Raw genomic sequence first — 20,279 nt, 5'->3', positions numbered from 1 at the left:
AGAGGCGAAATGCGTTCACGCGCCGGGCGAACTCTAGCCCGTACAGCAGATTGAATCTGCATTTTCGCCAACAATCACCGTTTGAAAAATCAGCTGCTCAAACGGTATTGCTAGCTAAGCCATTGAAATGGTGGGCGCACCAGGGCTCGAACCTGGGACCCGCTGATTAAGAGTTCATAATCGGCGCTTCGCCGCGATTTCCAAGTCTGCGCTAGACTACGACATCGTCCAAAAAGGTCTTTTATTTAGAGGGACATGTCGCGTAGCTTCGCGGTCCAGCGAACCCAAACCCTTAAACGCCCCGGTTTGCCAAAACCGTTTGAAAACCGTTTTAGCAGTTGCCGCTCTTTCATGACCGACATTCGCATTCCCCTGAGCGACAAGGCTATCGCCCAGTTACCCACCCCGAAAGATGGCTGGTACCTTGCTCGTGATACCGAGTTGAAGGGCTTCTTCGTTGTTGTCGGGAAGCGGAAAAGGACATTCACCGTCCAGGGCGATCTCAGGCTAGGAGGAAAGCGGGCAACAACAATCAGGGTATCTATTGGAGATACCCGCGAACTGACAACCCGAGCAGCACGCACGATCGCCAAGGAATATCTCGCTCAGATCAGCAAAGGACAGCACCCGAAGGCGAGGCAAGGTGGGGGCGCCGAACAAGCCGAAACGGGTCGGAATGCTGCGGCAACATGCGTTACCCTCAGGCAGGCTTGGCAACGTTATCTGGAAGCGCACTTAACACGCAAAGGCCGTAGCGAAAAAACGATTAGCGGCTATCGCGATCACGTGGAACGCCTCTTTGCAGAGTGGCTTGACACCCCTCTGCTTGAGCTCGCAGGAGATCCTGCCCGCGTGGCAAAAAAGCATGATCAGCTGACCAAGGAGAACGGTCCGTACATGGCGAATGGCAGCATGCGGACGCTTCGGGCCATTTACAATCATGCTCGGAAAACCAATCGATCGCTGCCGCGTGACAATCCCGCGGACGCCATCGATTGGAACCAGGAAGAGCGCCGGAATACCGGGATGGGCGCTGGCGATTTGAAAGGATGGTTCATCGAGCTCGCTAGACTAGATAATCCTATCCGGCGTGAATTCCATCTATTCACGCTGCTCTGTGGATCGAGGCCCACTGCATTGCAGCAAGCTCAGCCCGGTCACATCGATTTTCGGCGACGAACGTTGCACATCCCTAAACCAAAGGGGGGCAGCAAGCGAGCTTTCGATATCCCACTCTCCCGGGAGATGATCCTGTGCCTCATTCGGGCACTTCGTTTCGGTAGGCAAATGTATCCTTCTCAGGCGCAAGCATGGTTGTTCCCGGCCGAGAGTGCCTCAGGTCAATGCCGTCCGTCTCCTTGCCCTCAATGCCGGACCTATCGTTTCCCGACCTGTCCGATCCATCCGGTAAACTAATGGCAGAGTTCAATTCGTTCACACAACAGGTTGGCGACGCTCTGCCCCTGCTCGAACAGATGGATTATGAGGTCACCACGTTCAAAGTTACTTGGGGCCTCCCGCCTAAAGCGCGGTTACGACTAAAGTCCAACGGCAACACCGACCCGCAGAAAGTGAGTGCTATCGCCGCGAGGGCCCCGAGCAATGGCGTACTCGTATCAGCTCTGATTAGCAGCGCGGTGACGGCTAAGCGCATCCAAAGCACCATGAAATTGGGGACCGCCTTTCTCGATGTAGATTTCGCCGTCCCGCCGCGCGTGAATATGAAATTTGTCAGCGCGAAAGACGGCGCAAAAGACGATATCCGCGACTTGGACGACCTCGAGCTTTCCTGCAAGAACTGAGGTTAGAATATTCTTCCGCCTTTTGACGGGTCCACGTTTCGAAGCGCGATGAGTTGCCGTGCTGAACAATCATCGCCCCCGGTAGCACGGCTCATGTTGTGGCGGTACGTGACGCCGTCATCTGCACACTCGCCAAAGAAGACATTTTTTTATTTATCGACCGCCCCCTCTTATGCGCGGGAAGTTAGATAGCCTGCTGTCACCTGAACTCTACCTGGAAACCGTCTCTTTGTTTCCTGATCTAATCGAAGGTGGCGCGACACGCTCTGATTGCTTGTTAACGAACATCTCCAAGCGTTCGATCGCTTCCGGACTGCCTTGCGTGTACGACGAAAGCAAACTCTCGACGAACAGTCCGTTTTCTTGGGAAAGATCCTGAATGCGCGGCAGAGCATTGGTAATTGCGTAGTTCGACAGCGGGGCATTTTTCGCGATCTTATCGGCGAGCTCGCAGGCCTTATCCAAGGCTTTTCCCGGTGGAACGACATAGTTGACGAGGCTGAACCGCTCCGCTTCGACGACATCAAGCGTCCGGCCTGTCAGCATCAGATCTGTCATCCGCGCCGCAGTCATCATTCGCGCAATTCGTACCGATCCACCACCACCGACGAAAATGCCGCGTTGGCCTTCCGGCAGCGCAAAGAATGCTGTCTCATCGGCGACTCGAAGATGGGTTGACGCGGCCAGTTCGAGACCGCCGCCAATGACCGCGCCATGCAGGGCAGCCACAAAGGGGATTCTGCCGCGCTGTATCTGATCGAACACGGCATGCCATCTCTGTGAGCCGAACAGGCTCTCAGTAGGTGACTTTCGCGCGAACTCGACGAGGTCGAGTCCCGCCGAAAAATGCCGGCCATGCCCATAGATCACGCCGACCTTGCTCTCGGCAGACGCGCGTCTCACGACGGCCTCGAGCTGGTCAATGACACCGTCGCTGATGGCGTTCCGCTTCTCGGCGCGGTCGAAGCCAATCAGTGCAATCGGACCTCTGACCTCGTACGTAAAGTGTTCTTCCTTCATTCCAGATTCCTTCAACCGCCGCACGCCGGCGAATGACGCCAAACCGTCGTTCAAACAAGCAGGATCCGGCGCTAACGCGGTCCCATACGGATGCCGCCGTCAAGTCGAATGGTTTCGCCGTTGATCATGGGATTTTCGACGATGTGAACTGCGAGCTCTGCGTATTCGCTAGGACGTCCAAGACGAGCCGGATGCGGCACTTGTCGACCAAGGCTCTCCTGGGCCTCCGCGCTGAGTCCGCCGAGCAGGGGCGTCTGGAAAATGCCAGGGGCAATCGAGTTGACCCGAATGAGCGATTGCGCAAGATCCCGCGCAATTGGGAGGGTCATGCCAATCACGCCGGCCTTGGATGCGGCATACGCAGCCTGACCAATCTGGCCCTCGTGCGCGGCTACGCTCGCGGTATTGACGATGACCCCTCGCTCCTCGCCGATTGGATCAAGTTTCGACAAGTTTTGGGCGAACAGCCGAATGATATTGAATGTCCCGATGAGGTTGACGTTGATAATCTGGCGGAACTTGTCGAGTGGATGCGCGCCATTTTTGCCGACGGTCCGAATCGCCCCGCCCACGCCCGCACAATTGACCAGGATGCGTGGCACGCCCGCCCCTTGGGCGACCTGATCGAGCGCCTTTTCGATATCGCCTTCGTTCGTAACGTCAGCAGAGATCGCGAGGCCACCCACCTCCCGGGCAACGGCTTGCGCGCCGTCCGCATTCAGGTCGACTACGGCAACTTTAGCACCGCGGACGGCCAATGCCTTCGCAGTCGCCGCGCCAAGGCCCGAGCCACCTCCAGTGACGACCGCTGACAATCCCTCGACTTTCATTTTAGACTCCTCACAGCTCTGTTCGTCGATTCTTGCGGCACTGCCTGATTGGCCGAACCGATCCACCACGACTTATTCCACTACGACACTGTATTGTCCACTACGACACATTCATACGACCGCGACCCTCAACAGCCCTTGTAACCGCCGACTTCGGACTCATGCGCATCCACCTTTTTCAGATCACGATGACGTCCGCGCTACTCGAATACAATCGTTCGACGTCCATGGCCCTGCCCGCCAGGACGGCCCGCTGATTGACGTATCCCTTGTCGGTTATCTCATTGGCTGCGAGCGATGGCGGCGCCTTCAACAACAAAACCCGCTCCACCCGTGCCGAACTCCCGCGCGCGTTATCGTTGTATTGTCTGAGGCGGTTCTGGATGAATGCCTGTATCGCCGGGTGGTTCAACTCAAACGAACCGCCGGCTTCCTGAGCTGACATCCCGCGAATGGAGGCTTCGTCTGTGAAGAGAAGGAGCCCGATCGCTTCCCGGTCGTGCCCAGCGACGACCACGTGCGTCGCAATCGGTAGCAGCACATTGAGCGTATTCGTCTTGACAGCGCCGACCGAAACCCAGGTGCCTGAGTTGAGCTTGAAATCTTCGGCGAGACGTCCGCCGAAAAGAATACCCTTCGACGCATCGTCTTCGTCCGCAAGTTGCGCCGCGTCGCCGGTCTTGAAGAAGCCATCCGAGTCGAACGCGTCACTGGTGAGGTCGTCCCGCCCCACATATCCGGGCGTTACGTTGACGCCCCTCACTCGCAACTCATACCAGTCACCACTGACCGCGAACTTGATCTCACAGCCCGGAACAGGCAGCCCGATATTGTCGGCTCGGCACGAGTGGTAGTGCACACCGGTTGCGAGCGGCGCTGTTTCCGTCGTGCCCCAAGCCGTCACGATCGGGATGCGCTCCCCCCTCACGTCCAGCGACATGCGCTCCAGTGCGGTCCAGATTCGCTGAGGCAGACTTGCGCCCGCATAGTAGATCAAGTCGAGTTCGCCGAAAAAGTGTCGTCGGAACGTAGTGTCGGCCTCGAGCTCGGGCACTAGCATCTCAAAGGCTTTGGGAACGTTGAAGTAAACGGTGGGCTGGATCTCGCGTAGGTTTCGGATGGACTGCTCGAAGGAACCCCCAACAGGCTTGCCCGCATCGATGTTCATCGTGCCACCGTGGCGCAGCGTAAGAAAGAACGTCTGATTTCCTCCGAACGTGTGGCTCCATGGCAGCCAATCGACGAGTACCGGAGGTCGTTTGTCGAGGAACGGGAAGATTTGGAGGAGTTGCTGTTGATTGGACGAGATCATGCGGTTGGTGTTGATGACCGCCTTGGGCGAACCGGTAGATCCCGAGGTGAAGATGTACTTCGCGATCGTTTCAGGTCCGCAGCTCTTGTATAGGTCCGGCGCCAGCCGTGATTCCGTAGCAAGAGCATGTCTCAGCGCGATTGATCCTGGTTCGGACGGCTCGTTGGATAGGACGACTGAATCGCGCGGTCGCACGTTAGCCACGGCGTCCCGTAATTTCGCCAGGCTCTCGACAAATATTACCTTCGGGTTGAGCGTTTCGATGCACAAGCGGAGCTTTGGAAACGCGTCCGGGATCGACGAGTATGAGCTCGAGATTGCTGAGAACGGGATTCCCGCATAAAGCGCAGCCAAATGAACCAGCGCGTGAGAGATCGAGTTCTCCGTCAATGCCACTACGGGACGAGTAACGCTTGCGCCACTATCCACTAGGAACTGCGCCAAGGCTCGCACCTGGGCCATCGCCTCGCCGTAGGACACCTTCTCCCACGCCCCGTCCGAGCCACGCTGCGCCAAGTATGTGTGCTTCGGGCGCTCCACGGACCACTTGGCCAAGTACTCGATGACGTTTCCGGCGAACGGCCCTAGTTCGCGCTTCGACTTGAGTATAAATCCACCGTCTGAAAGTATGATCTTCTCAATTAAGGGCGCAGCGAACCAAGATTCGGCTGGCGCCGCTGCGGCCCGATAGGAAACAGACTCAATTTGATCGTGCATGCCTCACGCCCCTCATGCGACATCGAGCCACGTTGCTCGAACCTTTGGCGAGCTCTTGAATTCCTCAACCGATCCTTCGAAGACGATCGCTCCGTGCCCCATGACGGCCACGCGCTCACTTATCTGAAGTGCCATGACGAGTTTTTGCTCAACGAGGACGATCGCAACTCCGCGACCGCGAATGTCGACTAGCACCTCGCGCAGGCTATCTACTATCTTCGGCGCCAGCCCTTCCGTCGGCTCGTCAACCAGCAGCACGTAAGGATTGCCGAGCAGCGACCGGCCGATTGTCAGCATCTGCTGCTCCCCGCCAGAAAGCGTTCCGGCCCTTTGCAGCCGCCGTTCCCTGAGCTTTGGAAAGTACCCAAAAATGTCGGACAAGCTCCATGTGGCTGCGGCCGGCCGTCGCTCCTGTTGGCCGAGCACCAGGTTCTGCTCGACCGTCAAACTGGAGAACACAAGCCGTTCTTCCGGAACATAGGCGATCCCTCGACGGGCGATCGCAGTCGGAGACATGCGACAAAGATTCTCTCCGCTGAGCTCGACCGCGCCTGCGGAAGGCTGAACGATCCCCATAATCGCTTTCAGCGTTGTCGATCTACCGGAGCCGTTACGTCCCAATAGGGAGACGATGTTGCTCGGCTGCACGGCGAAACTGACACCTTGGAGAATATGCCCCTTGCCGTAATAGGCGTGAAGGTCCTTGATCGCGAGCACCGTCAATGTGTGACCTCACCAAGGTAGGCCTTTTGCACGTCTGCATTTGCCCGGATTTCCTCAGGCGTGCCGGAGGCCAAAATTCTGCCATACACGAGCACCGATATCCGATCGCACAAACTGAACACGACGCTCATGTCGTGTTCGACCATCAAAAGAGTTCGGCCGACGCTCACTCGGGCGAGGAGCTCTGTCATTGCCTGGGTCTCTTCGCGCGACATGCCCGCCATCGGCTCATCCAGAAGAATGAACATTGGATCCGTCGCCAGAGTCACGGCGATTTCGAGCGATCGCTGGGCCGAATATGATAACGTGTCGGCTGCCGCGTGCGCATAGGGCGCGAGTCCAACCGACTTGACGAGCTCGATTGCTTCCTCTTCGACGTCCTTGAGCGACGAGGCAGGACACAACAGCCTCCATTTGAGGCGTCGACGTGACATCACCCCAATCTTCACATTGTCAAGAACGGACATATCCTTGAATATGTTCGTGATCTGAAATGAGCGTCCAATTCCACGCCGGTTCAACCGGTTCGGCCTGAGGCCGACGATGCTCTCTCCGTTGAGGCGAACCTCCCCCTTGCTTGGGTGGACGTTGCCGGACAGCAATCCGATGAGCGTGGTCTTGCCGGCACCATTTGGTCCGATCAAGCCGTGCCGTTCGCCGCGCTTCACGCGCATGGACAGGTTGGAGATGATCGTTAGGGCGCCGTAGCTCTTCGACAAATTATCGACGCGAAGAATGTCTTTGACGGTTGTCAATTCGCACCTCCCGGCTGCGATGCCAGATCGGGCGGCAGCGCTTCCCGACGGCCGATCAAGTGGACAAGCAGGCTTCCTGCCACGATCAAAAATGCTCCGAGAACCAGGCCCGCCGGGAGGTTCGGCGCCTGCAGGGGAACGTACGAGCTGATCGAGGCGGTGAGAAACGATTGAGATCCTGAGGCGTGACCTCTGGAGATTGTCTCAATCAGCACGATGAGCCCGACGATCGGAAGTATCGCGCCGGCTGGCCTCATCGACCTGAACGGCCCCCCCTCGCTCCCGCCAGCGCCCCATTTTCGGATTACATTCGCCAGCCACACGCCGACCCCGTTCGGGGCGTAGAGCATGACCGCCATGAAGATCATGCCCTCGTAGAGCGGCCAAGCACGAGTGTAGTTCGAGACCAGGAACGGAAATGCGGTCAGCAACGCAGCGGCGGATATTGGCGCAAAAAACAGGGTCGTTCCGCCAATGAAGCAAAAGAAAACGATTTCAATCGAGATCGAGGCCGAGAACAACGAGTAGTTCGCGGTCTCATTGGAGAGCGCCAGGAGCGCGCCTGCCAAGCCCGCGAAGGCGCCGGACATTCCGAACGCGACCGTCTTGATCAGATGCGCATTGTAACCGAGTGCTTCGACTCGAACCTCATTGTTGCGGAGCGCACGAACTAGCTGGCCATAGGCTGTTTTCGACAAGGCCCAAAGGGCGGCGACAGCGATGGCGACCCAGATCGCGACCAAATAATAGACTTCGCGTGTGGAGGCAAAGGCGATCGAATGCCAAGGCATTCGCATCGCCGTCAACCCCGCTTCCCCGCCGAACACGTCATCCCATAGTGGCGCAATGACGTGAATGAGCTCCGCAATTGCGAGCGTTACGAGCGAAAAATATGTTCCGCTTCGCTTGGTCACCAACGATCCTGCGATTGTTGCGAACGCCAGCGTGGACAACAGGCCGACCAGAGGCATGATCGGAGTCGGGATCGAGAACGTTCCCTTCTCCGATAGCGCCATGAAATGTAACGTGACGATGGCGCCGAAACCGAAATAGGCAGCGTGGCCAAACGACAGCAATCCCGCCTGACCAGCGAGCAGGTTGAAAGCTGCGGCGAAAAGAGCGGCAATCAGCATCTTCGTCGCGACTGCCTGAAGGGTCGCCCCAACGAGCAAGGGAAAAACGGCCACCGTGAGACAGGCGCCGCAGAGGACGAACAGGGACCGCTTATTCAATTTCGCTCTCCCATCAGACCGGACGGGCGCACCAACAGGACGACGATCATCAGGATAAATGGCACGGCCCCGGCGAAAGAAGACACCGGCGTGGACAGGATACCTTTGCCCCCCGCTGGATCGAGGCCGCACCCGAGCCGCACGCAGACCGACGCGAACGATAGATCGACACCGATGACGAAAGACGTCAGAACGCCGATCAAGATCGCTGCAATGAACGACCCCAGCACCGATCCCAGGCCACCGACCACTACAACCACAAAGACAATGACACCGAAATTTAGCGCCATGGACGGGCTGGTCGGATAATACGCGCCTCCGATAGCTCCAGCGATCCCGGCAAGAGCGGCCCCGGCTGCGAAAACCGCCGTGAACGTCGTATCGACGTCATGGCCCAGCGCTGCGGTCATGACTGGAAGCCGTTCCGCGGCGCGAACGACCAGACCAACCTTGGTCTTAACGAGCGTGAGCCAGATCACCAGAAACATGCCGACTGCCGCCAGAGCGATGAACAGCCGGTAGAACGGGAACGACGTATCGAAGACAGTGAACGCGCTAAACTTGAGATATGACGGTACGCCGTAGTCTACTGGGTAATCGCCGAACAGTACCTTTACGCATTCCTCGATCACATAGGCGAGGCCCAAGGTGAACACCAGCTCCTGGCCGTGGCCGGCCGAATGAACGCGTCTCAGCATGGTCCGTTCAATAAACGCAGCCAAGACGCCGACGAACACCGGCGCGACGAGCAATCCAATCCAGAAATTGAGGCGGGATGCGCACACATAACCGACATAGGCCCCGATCATATAGAAGGACGCGTGTGCCAGATTGAGTATACCCATCATCCCGAAGACAAGCGTAAGGCCTGCCGATACCGTGAACAGCAGGAGCCCGTACACGAGGCCGTTGAGCAGGGAAATTGCGTAAAATTCCATCTGGGAGCACCGGCCCGTTGCTCGAGACCGCGGTCAGGATCTTTGCATGACGCAGGATTTCTGCACTGGATAGATCGCCTGCTCGCCGGGGATAACCTTCACCGTGCGGAAGCCGTAGGGCGAGCCCTCAATCTTGTATCTGACGTCTTTGCTGACTTTGGATACGACGATCGGAAGGATCAGCTGATGATCTTCCTTGCGCATGGTCAGATTGCCGAAGGTGCCCTTGTATTCGCCGCCTTCCAGCGCCGTGGCGATGGCCCGAACGTCGATCTTGGTGTCCTTGCCTTTGTCCAGCGGCTTGATCGCATTCATCACATAATTGAACATCGTCCGCACGTGCGGCTCAACGTGGTAGGCCGGGAACCGTCCAGTCACTTTTTGGTAGTCCACCGCGAACTCTGACTTGTCGTCCTCGACGTTGTACGTGTTCGCGATATATGCGCCGTCGGCGCTCGCGCCCGCGCTTCCGAGATAGCCGGGGCCGTCAAGGTAGGTCGTGCCAAAATTGGCTTTGAGCCCTGCGTCCGCTGACGCTCTGAGAAGCAGCAACAGATCGCTTCCCCAGCTGGAGGTGATGACGGTCTGCGCTCCACTCTCCTTTATCTTCGCGACATATGGCGCAAAGTCCTGGATGCGGGACATGTCGTGGAGTGTCTTCCCGGCAATCTGGAAGCCGAGCTTGCTGGCGTTGGCTTCCGTTGCAGCTTCCATTTCCTGTCCGAGCGAATAATTCTGGTTGATCGAGTAGATTTTCTCGCCGAGATCACCTTGCTCTTTCATGACCGACAGCAGCGCATTGGCACGCATTGTTGCCGTCGAGATCAGCCTAAAACTGTAGAAATGGCACTTGGCTCCGGTCAGCTCGCTGGCTTCAGCTCCCACGTTGAGGAACAGCACCGGGTTGTCCGGCGATCGGAGATTGTGGCGACGGATGTCCTCGGAAAGCTGGGCTGCGATCGCCGAGCCGCCGCCTTCGATAACGAGGTTGGCACCTCCCGCGATCGCCTCCTTCAAACGATCGCTGGCGACAGAAGTGCTCCCCGCGTTGTCGAATACGGCCAACTCGATGGGCTGCTGTGCAAATCCACCAGCCGCGTTGATCTTATCGATCGAATAACGGGTGATGCTCTCATAGATCTTGCCCGTCGGGGCAAGAGGACCGGAGAGCACCTCGATGAGCGCTACCTTGAGCGGGTCGGCCGCTGCGTTCCGCGCTAGCCCCCCGGTCGCTCCCGCCAGAACAATCACCATTGCCGTCTGCAAAACACCGAAACGCCCAGCCATCGCCACGCTCCATAACAGGAAAGCAAACTATTCCTCTTTTCAACAATTTCACCGATCGCCGAACTCGTCAATTCTGAAATCGAGGCATCGCCCTGCCTAATTTCATGACACCACACCACGCGTTTTGCCCGAGCATCCTCGTTTGATCGCATCGCAAATCTGCTTATTGCATCGCGAAAATCCCTGCTTTCCAAGCACTTTTCGAAGGATCCGAGCTGGTTTGCCGGACCAGAGGCGCCCGACGCTGCAGCAATTGCATCGCGAGATCGTGGAGACGACCGACCTACGCGCCGACGATACAGATGCGACATTTTGTTTACTCGGACACATCTCTGTAGTATGAGCTTGGCTGCGGTCGGATGAGGCATTTGTAAGTTCGGCGCTCTAAACGACCTACAGAGGAACCATTCGGTCATGCCAACTCTCGACGACGTCATCGCGATCGACATCCACACGCATGCGGAAGAGCCCTGCGGGACTCATGCAGACGACGGATATGACGACTTCCAGGCCCAGATGGCGGAGTATTTCAAAACGCCGCACAAGCATCCTCCGACCGTTCCGGAGACCGCGGCCTACTATCGCGCCAAAAAGATCGCCGCGGTGATCTTCCCGGTCGACGCCGAGCGCGAGACCGGTTTCCGCCGCTACAACAATTACGAGATGCTCGAAATCGCATCGGAGCATTCCGATGTGCTGATTCCGTTTGCCAGCATCGATCCTCACAAGGGCAAGCTCGGCGTCCGCGAGGCTAGGAAGCTAATCGAGGAATACGGCGTACGAGGCTTCAAATTCCATCCGACGATGCAGGGCTTCTACGCTAATGACCGGTTGGCCTATCCGCTGTACGAGGTCATCAATGAGAGCGGCGCGATCGCGCTGTTCCATACCGGTCAGACCGGCGTTGGCTCAGGAATGCCGGGCGGCATGGGCATGCGGCTAAAGTACTCCAACCCGATGTACATGGACGATGTCGCGGCCGACTTTCCCGACATGAAGATCATCCTGGCGCATCCCTCCTTCCCATGGCAGGAGGAGGCGCTGTCGGTGGCAACCCACAAGCCGAACGTCTATATCGATCTCTCCGGTTGGTCGCCGAAATACTTCCCGCCGATCCTGGTGCGCTATATCAATTCGATCCTCCAGGACAAAATGCTGTTCGGCTCGGACTGGCCCGTCATCTCGCCGGATCGCTGGCTGGCGGATTTCGCAAAACTCGACATTCGCGAGGAAATTCGGCCCAAGGTTCTGAAGCAAAACGCGCGGAAGCTTCTCCAGATGTGACTTTCGGACTGGCACGGCTCTTGCCAATCCACCGTTCCGACCGTATGCAGTGGCATGCGTCTGGAGTGAAGATTGGCCTTATCTCGAACAAATGCCGCCTCGGCGGACGCCGATACGCGGAGCGAGACTCTCAACCTTAGTCGCGTTGAGAGCCTCGTCGGCGTGGTTACGCGAATGGTTCAGGTCTGTCTGACGGACGCGTTTTACGAGAGATTTGGTGACCTTGAGATAAGTTGCACGGAATTCTCGGTTCTGTCGGCGGCAAGAGCAAATCCCGGCACGAACCAGGGCGAGATCGCCAATGCATTGATGATCAAGCGGTCCAATATGACCAAGATCGTCAATAATCTCGCGAAGCGCAAGCTGCTTACCCGATCCTCCACGAATTCAGATAAACGGGCAGTCACGCTCCAGGTGACGAAAACCGGCGCCCAGCTGCTCGACTTGGTCGAGGCCCAGGTGTTGCAGCAAGACCGAGCGGCGGTGTTTGCGCTGTCGTCGCACGAGCGACACACTCTTCTCGGCCTACTCGGCAAGGTTGCCGATAGCTATAAGCTCAAATATCGCAGCTCATCCGACTAGTCGTGTTTCGCCGCGAAAGCGTAGCCCAACGCCGGCCACGATACTGACCTCCTCTGATAATCCTGCTTACCGGTTCGCAGCACCTTTGTTGCAAGCAAAGCTCCGCGCATCTTCGAGCAATTTGGCCGCTGCGGAAGAGTCACCGTCATCGAGAAGTTCAAGCGCCAGGATCGCGATCGCGAGCGACGCTTCAGTTCTAGCCGTTGTTTCAGCATGACTATTTTGTGTCTCAGTCAACATCTCTCTCGCTTCTATGAGCCCGAATTCAGAACAACTGATCACAAACTATTCCTCTTTTCAACAATTCTCGTCGCGAGAATTCAAGAAGGGAACATGATTCAGTTTTCCGCGGACGTTGCACAGCGACAAGGAGACGTGCTTTCGGGCACATCGGCAGTTCACGAACAGGGTGCGCCCGGTCAACGCGTCCCGCAGCAGAGTTGATGCCCGAACGAATGCACCTACACCTCCTCCCATAGTCGAACCGTGGATCACACGTTTCGAGCCCCGTTGGGTGCGCTCGGAGGCGTTCGAACTCCTGCCCCCTCGGATTCAGCCCCTGGATCTCAGAATATTTTCAGAGTTACCTCCTAGGCGCCACTGACGCGATGACTCGCCCATTAGGCGGCCCTCACTGACTCCAGGAATCGGCCGAGCTCACTTTTTAACCGGCCACTTTCGTCGGACAGCGACTTCGCCGCAGCTAAGACCCGACGGGAAGCCAGACCCGTTTCTCCGGCTTCACTTCGCACGTCTGCGATGCTGTGTGATACTTGCGCGGTACCGGTGGCTGCCTGCTGAACGTTGCGCGCAATCTCCCGGGTCGCAGCGCCCTGTTCTTCCACTGCCGATGCTATGGTCGAGGCGATCTCCGAAATCTTTGCGATGGTATCGCCGATTTCCTTGATCGACACAACGGACTCATTGGTTGCGAATTGAATGTCCGCGACTTGCGTGCTGATTTCACCTGTCGCCTTCGCCGTCTGCTGTGCCAGCTCCTTTACTTCTGCGGCTACCACGGCGAAGCCGCGTCCGGCGTCGCCGGCGCGCGCGGCTTCGATGGTCGCGTTCAGAGCCAGCAAATTCGTCTGACTAGCAATGGTGTTAATCAGCTCAACAACCGCGCCGATTCGCGTGGCGGCCTGGGCGAGCTGCCCGATTCTGGCGTCGGTCTGCCGTGCCTGTTCGACAGCTTCGCCAGCGATCCGCGCCGATTGCTGCACCTGGCGGCTGATCTCGTTCACCGAGGACGCCATCTCCTCACTGGCGGAAGCGACCGACTGCACATTGGTCGACGCTTCCTGCGACGCCACAGTCACTGTGGTCGCGAGCCCCTGTGATCGCTCGGCGGTAGCCGACATCGCATCTGCGGAGCCTTCGAGTTCACCTGCCGCAAGGGACACGCTTTCGATGATGCTGCCAACCGCCCCCTCAAAATCGCTGGCGAGCGCCTGCATCTCGCTCCGGCGCTGCTCGCTGGCGCGAGCTTTGGCAGCTTCCTGTTCCTGCTGCATTCGTCGGGAGCCGGTCAGCCGGTCGCGGAATACGACGAGGGCGCGCGCCATCTGGCCGATTTCGTCGCCGTCTTTTGCCTCCGGCAACTCGACTGTCAGATCGCCTTCGGCCATTGCCTGCGTTTTTGCGCAGACGTTTCGAACACGCCCGCTCACGCTCGCGCCGACCAATGCAATCAAGCTGATCGCCGGCAACGCAAGCACAAACAAGACGCCTAGAACTTTCCAGACCATGCTGAGAAAGTCGGCGCGGATGTCGTCTATGAAGACCCCCGTGCCGATAAAGATATTCCAGGGCGCGAAGTCTTTCACATAGGACAACTTCCACGCGGTGAGCGTGTCATTCGGGCGCAGCGGCCAGGTGTAGGCATGGGTGCCTTCTCCCTTTGTCTTCGCGATCTGGGCGAGCACCGGGACGAATTGCTGGCCGTTGGAATCCTTTAGGCCTGATATATCCTTGCCCCACAGCGTAGGATTAGGATGCGCAAACACGACGCAATCGTAGGTATCCGCGAAAATGTATTCTTGGCCGGAATAGTGGATCGTCTGCAGCGCGTCTCTGAAACGCGCCTTAGCTTCGTCGCGGGTGATTTTGCCTTCGGCTGCCTGTGCTTCGAGCTGCTCCGCCAGGCTAACACCAACTTCGACCAAGGCCTTAAGCTTCGCCACACGATCGTCGTACATCCGCTGATAGCTAAGCCATAGCACCGCGCCGGCGACGCAACAGAAGGCGACTGCGGCGGCAAACACCAAGCCCAATAGTTTGGATCGGATCGACAATCTGTTCAGCACAAGCGTCTCCAGCACTGGCCTGAGATTGAGCGGCAAGAAAAATCGGCATCTCAGCCATAGTGGTACTGCTAGTTGTCAGCACTTGAGAAATTGTGAAGCTCGATAATGAGAAAAATCAATGCGATCGATGAGTTATTCCAATTGACCTAAGCGCGAATGCATTCAGATCTCGGAAAACCCTCGGGACCCCCGGATAAGATCTTTGGCGAAACAGACCGTGCTACTCTTCAAGTCGAGTTTTTTACGGACGACAGAGCTTCTCGGCGAGAGAGTCGCGCTCCCGGTCGTCAGGAATACCAACAAAATAGTCGACAGCGGCGGCCTCTTTCATCAGGCGGTTCGCATCTTCTCGGCGAAGAAAACGCTTCGAAACCTCCTGCTCGGCCACCCTCTTGACCAGACATAAATAGCCAGCCTGCGTGCCATAACGCTCTTCAAGCGATGGACGCGGATCGCTGGACGACAGCCGTTCGGCCTTCGACTTTGCGAATGGAATGTACCCTCCTGTTAAGCCGCCGCCGCAAGGTTGGCCCTTGAAGAAACCTGCGGCCGTCGCATTCCAGCCGAGATAGGTCCCAAGTGGCACTTGATGAAGGACGGAGCGGACGCCAACCGTCTCGTTTCCGTCTGCATCCACCCTGGGCATCAAGGCGGGAATGATCTGTCTGATTGCGGGTGGCTGGCGCGAGATCACGCCCGAAAAATTGGCATAGTCGAATGTCTCGCCGAAATCGTAGTCCATCAGACCGACAGCCATTCCCGTCGGCGAAGGCACGCCGGGTATCTCGGGAAAGTTCATGGCTTCGTGCGTGTTTGCCACGAGGTCACCATGCGCTAGCGTCGGATAGACGCTGGGCGGAGGCTCGGTGCCGTGTACAACCCAATCGACGAGCGATACCTGCAAGGCATTCATTGTCTCATCTTCGGGATTGGGATTTTGGGCCAGGACGCATCCGGCCGCTGGACGCGGCGCAGCGGTGAACCCACCCGCTCCTCCGCCATGAGTTGTACCTGGAAAGAAGTAACGTCTTACATTCGCAGGGAGTTCGAGATCCGCCTTCGCGTCGGTGCCTGTCTCGGCAATTGTCATCAAGCGCGCATTGTATTCGCTGGCACCAAAGGTCTCGAAGATCTTTGGGCAAGTCTCCGAAGCGGAGCAGCGATCCAGTAGACTCGAGCGGGGGCGACCCCGCTTCTTGTCGGTGTAACTGGCCCACCACAAGGTGCCCTCGCCCCCAGGCTCATAGAGGGTGCCGGACCCACTTGGCAGGCCGAAGCGCACGTTGATTGACGTCAGGCGGCCGGCGATATGCGGATTGGCGCCGTCGAACACGCGTCGCTTCTGCTCGTCTTCATTGAATCCAAGAAGGAGGAACGTCTTGAGCGCGTTCCCGGATTGAGAGATCCCCTGCACCACCGCGTGGTGAATCTTGCCGGCAACCGGGTTCGGAGTGCCCTCGTCGTCCGCAGCTTCGAAACGGAAGAACGACGCAACATCACGCATCGTAGCCAGACCAACTCCGAGCACCTTCGGATCCCTGGCCTGATAGACCAGTTCATAGAGCATGCCGGGATCAAATCCATCCCTTAGGCAAAGTGAACGCGGATTGGAATCTCCCGGAAACTTGGTCTTACTGCAATCGGCGAACGCCCAGTCGCCAGGTGGTACGTCCCTCAACTCACCGGCTTCTCCGGCCCGTGTTTCCGTTCTCTTAGCGATGAGGCGCGCCTTCGTCGTGTCGAGACTTGCCGCATCATACGGAATCAGGGTCGCCAGCATGCCTAGAGGGCGTGAACTCGATCCGGCGGGCGCGTTGGCTATGCGCGCCAGGACAACGCCGGTGATGGATGAACCGTCGGGATTGTGCGCAACGGGAACCTGTACGGTCCAGTTGTCGCTCGTCTGCAAAATGTCACCTTGCCAACCGCTGATCAGCGCGACATGGCCGAAATCCTGCGGCTTCGTTGCCGATGGACCGAGGCTGCTTGGACTAACATTTGCCGCAACAGGCCTGCCTCGATTGACAACGTCATACCAGAGAACGCCACTCGCCTTTGCCATGTCTTTTGGCTTCGTCAGCGTGAATTTTGAAACGTACTCAACGCGGCCTCGGCTATTGCGCGGTGCAAGCCCGATGTCGGTAATGATCGCGTTCAGGCGATCTTTGGGATCGAGTTCGCCAAAAGCGCGCCCCGACAAGCTCTCGTTCTGCCCGTCGGGAAGCGCGATGGCCTGATCGACGACGATCTTCGTAACCCGCGCCTGCGCCCCGGGTGCTGCGGCGAGAAGCGCTGAGATCGCCAGCGTGCCTATACTTACGCCGAGAATTTTCGCTCGGCACACCCTTCCATTCGGCGTCCCCGTGTCTGCCTGCGGGCGTCTCCTGATAGCGTTCCTCATATCGTGCGGCTTCTTCTGTTTAGGCGGCCCGGCCGCATCTTCTTCGCAAACCTCCCAGCCGGCAATAGCGGGATGGGTTCAGAAAATGCACACCCCCCTGCGGCTCTCGCCTTGCTAAGCGGTATGGCTCTCGTTCCCCCTTTCAAAACGCATCATGTCTGACGTGCCGATCACGTCGCTCCGGACGCGGCGAGAGGATCGTAGTCCGCGTTCTTCAATAGCGCGTGAAGCTGGCGACGGCGTACACCCATGTTGCCGCCGTCGAATAGCGGATACGCAAGTGCATCCTGCAACAGGCCCGCGAGCGGGACCTCGTTGTTATAGCTGTCGATCCCGACAACACGCATAAGGTCAGTGATCACCTTGACCGCCGTCTCCGAACCAAAGATCTTTGACTGTAGCGACAGCTCGAACGCGCCGGGGGCCTGGGTGTCGAGCGCGTGGCAGGCACGCCAGCTCAGATACCGTGCCGCCTCGATCTGCATCTTGGCATCGGCGAGTGCATAGCCGACAGCCTGGTGTTCGATGATCGGCACGGCGCCGCCGCGCCGCTCGGTGCGCGCAAAGTTAAGCGCAAAGTCAAACGCGGCACGCATCAATGCCACGCCGAACACGCCAACCAGCGCGGCGGTTCCGGTGAAGCTACCCTCCACCAGTCCTAAGCCCACGCCCGGTCCTCCGATCACATTGTTCTTTGGCGCCCGCACATTGTCCATTCTGAAGCGCGGCACGAGGTGGGAACGATGCCCAACTGCATCGATCGCCTTCTCCAGCGCGACGCCTTCCGTCGGCCCCTCGACGGCAATAATCGATATACCTTTCTCAGGCGACGCGGCTGTATCGGTCCGACAGACCACGCAGATCAGATCGGCGCCTCTACCGCTCCAGCCTGTTGCGCTGGACACCCACTGCTTGGCGCCATTGATGACCCACTGGTCGTCTTCGAGCCGCGCGGTGGTACGCACGCCCTCCGCCGGAGCAGGCGCCGCAAAATTGGCGCTACCGCCGGGCTCGCTGAACCCAAAGGACGCAAGCGGCGCTCCGCCTTTGGTCAGGAACGGCACAAGCAGACGCTTCAACTGGTCGGGCGACCCGCCAAGCATTACGGGCATCAAGCCAAGCAGCGTTCCGAACAGTGTGAGGGACACGTTCACGTCAATCGCCTGGAATTCCTCGGCAACGACCGCAAGATCGAGCACACCCGTGCCGCCACCACCAAGCGGCGCCGGAATCAGTCGCTGCAGAAAGCCCTCCCTTATGGCCGCCTCGTAGAATGGACGCGTCGCAAGGAACCGCTCCATGGGCGTGGGCAGATGGCCCGTCGCTTCCCTGACCCCGGCGAGCTCCTTGCGAGCAAATCTTCGTGCCGACTGCTGCAGTGCACGCTGGTCAGGTGTGAGTGTAAAGTCGATCGGCATTGGGGCCTCCTGTCGCGTTGCGGCATACCAACGGAAAACGCGAGGAAGCCTGCAAGGACCGTGGACCTCCGTCATTTGACAAGACGTACCGGTACGTTTGACAAAACGTCCAGAATGACTGGCATGGAGATTGAATATAAGCTGCAATAGCCTGCTTTTGGGTGACCGACGATGACTCGCGTTTCCTGGCATATGCGGGATGTGCCTCCCGCCGAACGGTTTGCCTACTGGCGGGAAGCGGTCTGCCAGAGCTTCATGCCGCTCGAACCGGAAGACCTATCCGACAACCACTTTGATGGCGGCATCGACGGTGTCGGCGGCACCTCCTTGCACATTTCGCGTGTCCAGTCAGTCCCCGCCGTGGTTCAGCGCACCCGGCGTGGCATCGGCAAGCTTCTCGATGGCTCGTTCTACGCCAACCTCCAGCTCTACGGAGATGCAATCGTCGAGCAGAACGGTGAGCGGGCGATCGCCCGTCCGGGCGACATCGTGCTGGTGGACACCAACGAGCCATTTTCCATCCGCTTCGAGCACGGCTGTGACCTGCTCTGCGCCACCATTCCGGACGGCAGCCTCCGTCGCCATCTGCAGCACTTCACCAAGCGCCCGAACGTCATTCGCAGCACGGGGGCTGGACGACTCGCCTCAGCCTACTTATCAACGCTGCGCGACCTCAGAGAGGATTTCGAGACGGTCGACGACCTCGCCGGCGAGCAGCTCAGCACGCTATTGATCCGTGCGGCGAGCGCCGAGATCGGCGTGGCCGACGCGCCGACGCGCCGCGAGACGACTTTGAGACGCATTCTGGATTTTATCACCGACCAACTCGACAATCCGCTTCTATCGGCCAAATTCGTCTGCCGCGAACTCAAGCTTTCGCGCAGCAGCTTATTTGCGATCCTAGGTGACTCCGACATCGCTTTCGCGTCTTACATTCGCGGACTTCGACTGGAGCGTTGTGTTGGGCAGCTTCGCGATCCGCGCCTGTCTGGCGTTGCAGTCGGCGACATTGCCCGTCGTGCTGGCTTTGCTAGCCAGGCGAGCTTCACCCGCGCGTTCACGCGACGCTATGGCGCACCGCCGGGCTCCTATCGCAGCAAAAGCGACATTTGATTCAGTTTGGCCTGACCAGCCCGCGAACGCATGCGGAATTCCACACGACACGTGGGCCATCTACCGTCGGCCTCAGGATAGCCTGATGGAAGCGCGTATACAGCCAAGCCCATCTTGAGACCAAGTGGGACGACGTTTACAACGGCCCCATCTGGAAAGGTCTCTCGAATGAGTACTGGTCTGATTGCCTATGGCGCGCTCGCCGCAGCGATTGTCTGTGAGGTCATAGGCACATCTCTTCTCCAAAAATCTGAGCAATTCACGAAACCGATTCCAACATTGCTGATGGCGGTGTTCTACGCAGGATCGTTCTTCTTTCTCTCTCAGACGCTCAAGACGGTGCCGCTCGGCGTGGCGTACGCGATCTGGGGAGGATTGGGCATCGTGCTGACTGCCCTCATCAGCATCTTTGCGTTTCGCCAGACGCTTGATTTAGCCGCTATAATCGGAATAGGCATGATCGTTGGCGGAGTCGTCATAGTTAATGGATTTTCCAACACCACACTACATTGAAGCAACTATTGCGTGGGCTCGCTCATAAGACCAGAACAGGTTTGCC

The 20,279-nt window shown here is 58.2% G+C and carries 16 protein-coding genes and 1 pseudogene; 6 read left to right on the top strand and 11 right to left on the bottom strand.

Annotation, left to right across the window (positions count from 1 at the left end):
- Nucleotides 1–351: 351 nt before the first annotated feature.
- Both NLM27_RS03515 and NLM27_RS03510 read left to right on the top strand, forming a co-directional pair.
- Nucleotides 352–1,341: pseudogene (locus NLM27_RS03515) on the top strand (integrase arm-type DNA-binding domain-containing protein); the annotation flags it as partial.
- Between the two features lie 74 nt (nucleotides 1,342–1,415).
- Nucleotides 1,416–1,802 carry a hypothetical protein gene (locus tag NLM27_RS03510; protein WP_254142018.1) on the top strand — a complete coding sequence of 129 codons (387 nt, stop codon included), beginning with the start codon at nucleotides 1,416–1,418 and terminating at the stop codon, nucleotides 1,800–1,802.
- Nucleotides 1,803–2,012: 210 nt separating this feature from the next.
- Here NLM27_RS03510 and NLM27_RS03505 read toward each other — a convergent pair whose 3' ends face one another.
- The 8 genes from NLM27_RS03505 to NLM27_RS03470 form a co-directional block, all read right to left on the bottom strand.
- On the bottom strand, nucleotides 2,013–2,822 hold the full coding sequence (locus NLM27_RS03505) for a crotonase/enoyl-CoA hydratase family protein (RefSeq protein WP_254142017.1): 810 nt from the start codon (nucleotides 2,820–2,822) through the stop codon (nucleotides 2,013–2,015).
- Nucleotides 2,823–2,893: 71 nt separating this feature from the next.
- A complete protein-coding gene (locus NLM27_RS03500; protein ID WP_254142016.1) occupies nucleotides 2,894–3,652 on the bottom strand; it encodes an SDR family NAD(P)-dependent oxidoreductase in 759 nt (252 codons plus the stop codon).
- A gap of 178 nt (nucleotides 3,653–3,830) precedes the next feature.
- Nucleotides 3,831–5,681, bottom strand: coding sequence for a feruloyl-CoA synthase (locus tag NLM27_RS03495; protein ID WP_254142015.1), 1,851 nt, complete (start codon nucleotides 5,679–5,681; stop codon nucleotides 3,831–3,833).
- 12 nt (nucleotides 5,682–5,693) lie between these two features.
- Entirely contained in the window at nucleotides 5,694–6,398 is a 705-nt protein-coding gene (locus NLM27_RS03490) for an ABC transporter ATP-binding protein (RefSeq protein ID WP_254148740.1), read from the bottom strand.
- A gap of 2 nt (nucleotides 6,399–6,400) precedes the next feature.
- Nucleotides 6,401–7,159, bottom strand: coding sequence for an ABC transporter ATP-binding protein (locus NLM27_RS03485; RefSeq protein ID WP_254142014.1), 759 nt, complete (start codon nucleotides 7,157–7,159; stop codon nucleotides 6,401–6,403).
- Entirely contained in the window at nucleotides 7,156–8,346 is a 1,191-nt protein-coding gene (locus NLM27_RS03480) for a branched-chain amino acid ABC transporter permease (RefSeq protein WP_309144788.1), read from the bottom strand. Before NLM27_RS03480 ends, NLM27_RS03485 begins: the two co-directional genes overlap by 4 nt.
- Before the next feature lie 41 nt (nucleotides 8,347–8,387).
- Nucleotides 8,388–9,329 carry a branched-chain amino acid ABC transporter permease gene (locus NLM27_RS03475; protein ID WP_254142013.1) on the bottom strand — a complete coding sequence of 314 codons (942 nt, stop codon included), beginning with the start codon at nucleotides 9,327–9,329 and terminating at the stop codon, nucleotides 8,388–8,390.
- Between the two features lie 33 nt (nucleotides 9,330–9,362).
- A complete protein-coding gene (locus NLM27_RS03470) occupies nucleotides 9,363–10,616 on the bottom strand; it encodes a branched-chain amino acid ABC transporter substrate-binding protein (RefSeq protein ID WP_254142012.1) in 1,254 nt (417 codons plus the stop codon).
- Between the two features lie 414 nt (nucleotides 10,617–11,030).
- Here NLM27_RS03470 and NLM27_RS03465 point away from each other — a divergent pair, with 414 nt between their 5' ends.
- Nucleotides 11,031–11,900, top strand: a complete 870-nt coding sequence (locus NLM27_RS03465; protein WP_254142011.1) for an amidohydrolase family protein — start codon at nucleotides 11,031–11,033, stop codon at nucleotides 11,898–11,900.
- A gap of 174 nt (nucleotides 11,901–12,074) precedes the next feature.
- Nucleotides 12,075–12,482: a MarR family winged helix-turn-helix transcriptional regulator gene (locus tag NLM27_RS03460; protein ID WP_254142010.1), complete on the top strand. Its 408-nt coding sequence runs from the start codon at nucleotides 12,075–12,077 to the stop codon at nucleotides 12,480–12,482.
- A 620-nt stretch (nucleotides 12,483–13,102) separates the two neighbouring features.
- Here NLM27_RS03460 and NLM27_RS03455 read toward each other — a convergent pair.
- The 3 genes from NLM27_RS03455 to NLM27_RS03445 all read right to left on the bottom strand — a co-directional run bounded on the left by NLM27_RS03455 (nucleotide 13,103) and on the right by NLM27_RS03445 (nucleotide 18,607).
- The gene (locus NLM27_RS03455) at nucleotides 13,103–14,824 is read right to left on the bottom strand and encodes a methyl-accepting chemotaxis protein (protein WP_254142009.1); all 1,722 of its coding nucleotides are present in this window, start codon (nucleotides 14,822–14,824) and stop codon (nucleotides 13,103–13,105) included.
- Between the two features lie 205 nt (nucleotides 14,825–15,029).
- Nucleotides 15,030–17,189, bottom strand: a complete 2,160-nt coding sequence (locus tag NLM27_RS03450) for an alpha/beta hydrolase domain-containing protein (protein ID WP_254142008.1) — start codon at nucleotides 17,187–17,189, stop codon at nucleotides 15,030–15,032.
- Nucleotides 17,190–17,359: 170 nt separating this feature from the next.
- On the bottom strand, nucleotides 17,360–18,607 hold the full coding sequence (locus tag NLM27_RS03445; RefSeq protein WP_254142007.1) for an acyl-CoA dehydrogenase family protein: 1,248 nt from the start codon (nucleotides 18,605–18,607) through the stop codon (nucleotides 17,360–17,362).
- A 171-nt stretch (nucleotides 18,608–18,778) separates the two neighbouring features.
- Between NLM27_RS03445 and NLM27_RS03440 the strand changes: the two genes are divergently transcribed.
- Nucleotides 18,779–19,720 carry a helix-turn-helix domain-containing protein gene (locus NLM27_RS03440; RefSeq protein ID WP_254142006.1) on the top strand — a complete coding sequence of 314 codons (942 nt, stop codon included), beginning with the start codon at nucleotides 18,779–18,781 and terminating at the stop codon, nucleotides 19,718–19,720.
- A 168-nt stretch (nucleotides 19,721–19,888) separates the two neighbouring features.
- The gene (locus NLM27_RS03435) at nucleotides 19,889–20,233 is read left to right on the top strand and encodes a multidrug efflux SMR transporter (protein ID WP_254142005.1); all 345 of its coding nucleotides are present in this window, start codon (nucleotides 19,889–19,891) and stop codon (nucleotides 20,231–20,233) included.
- Nucleotides 20,234–20,279: the final 46 nt, after the last annotated feature.

Source organism: Bradyrhizobium sp. CCGB12 (assembly GCF_024199845.1).
Lineage (GTDB): Bacteria > Pseudomonadota > Alphaproteobacteria > Rhizobiales > Xanthobacteraceae > Bradyrhizobium.
This window is presented reverse-complemented; position numbering and strand designations above follow the sequence as displayed.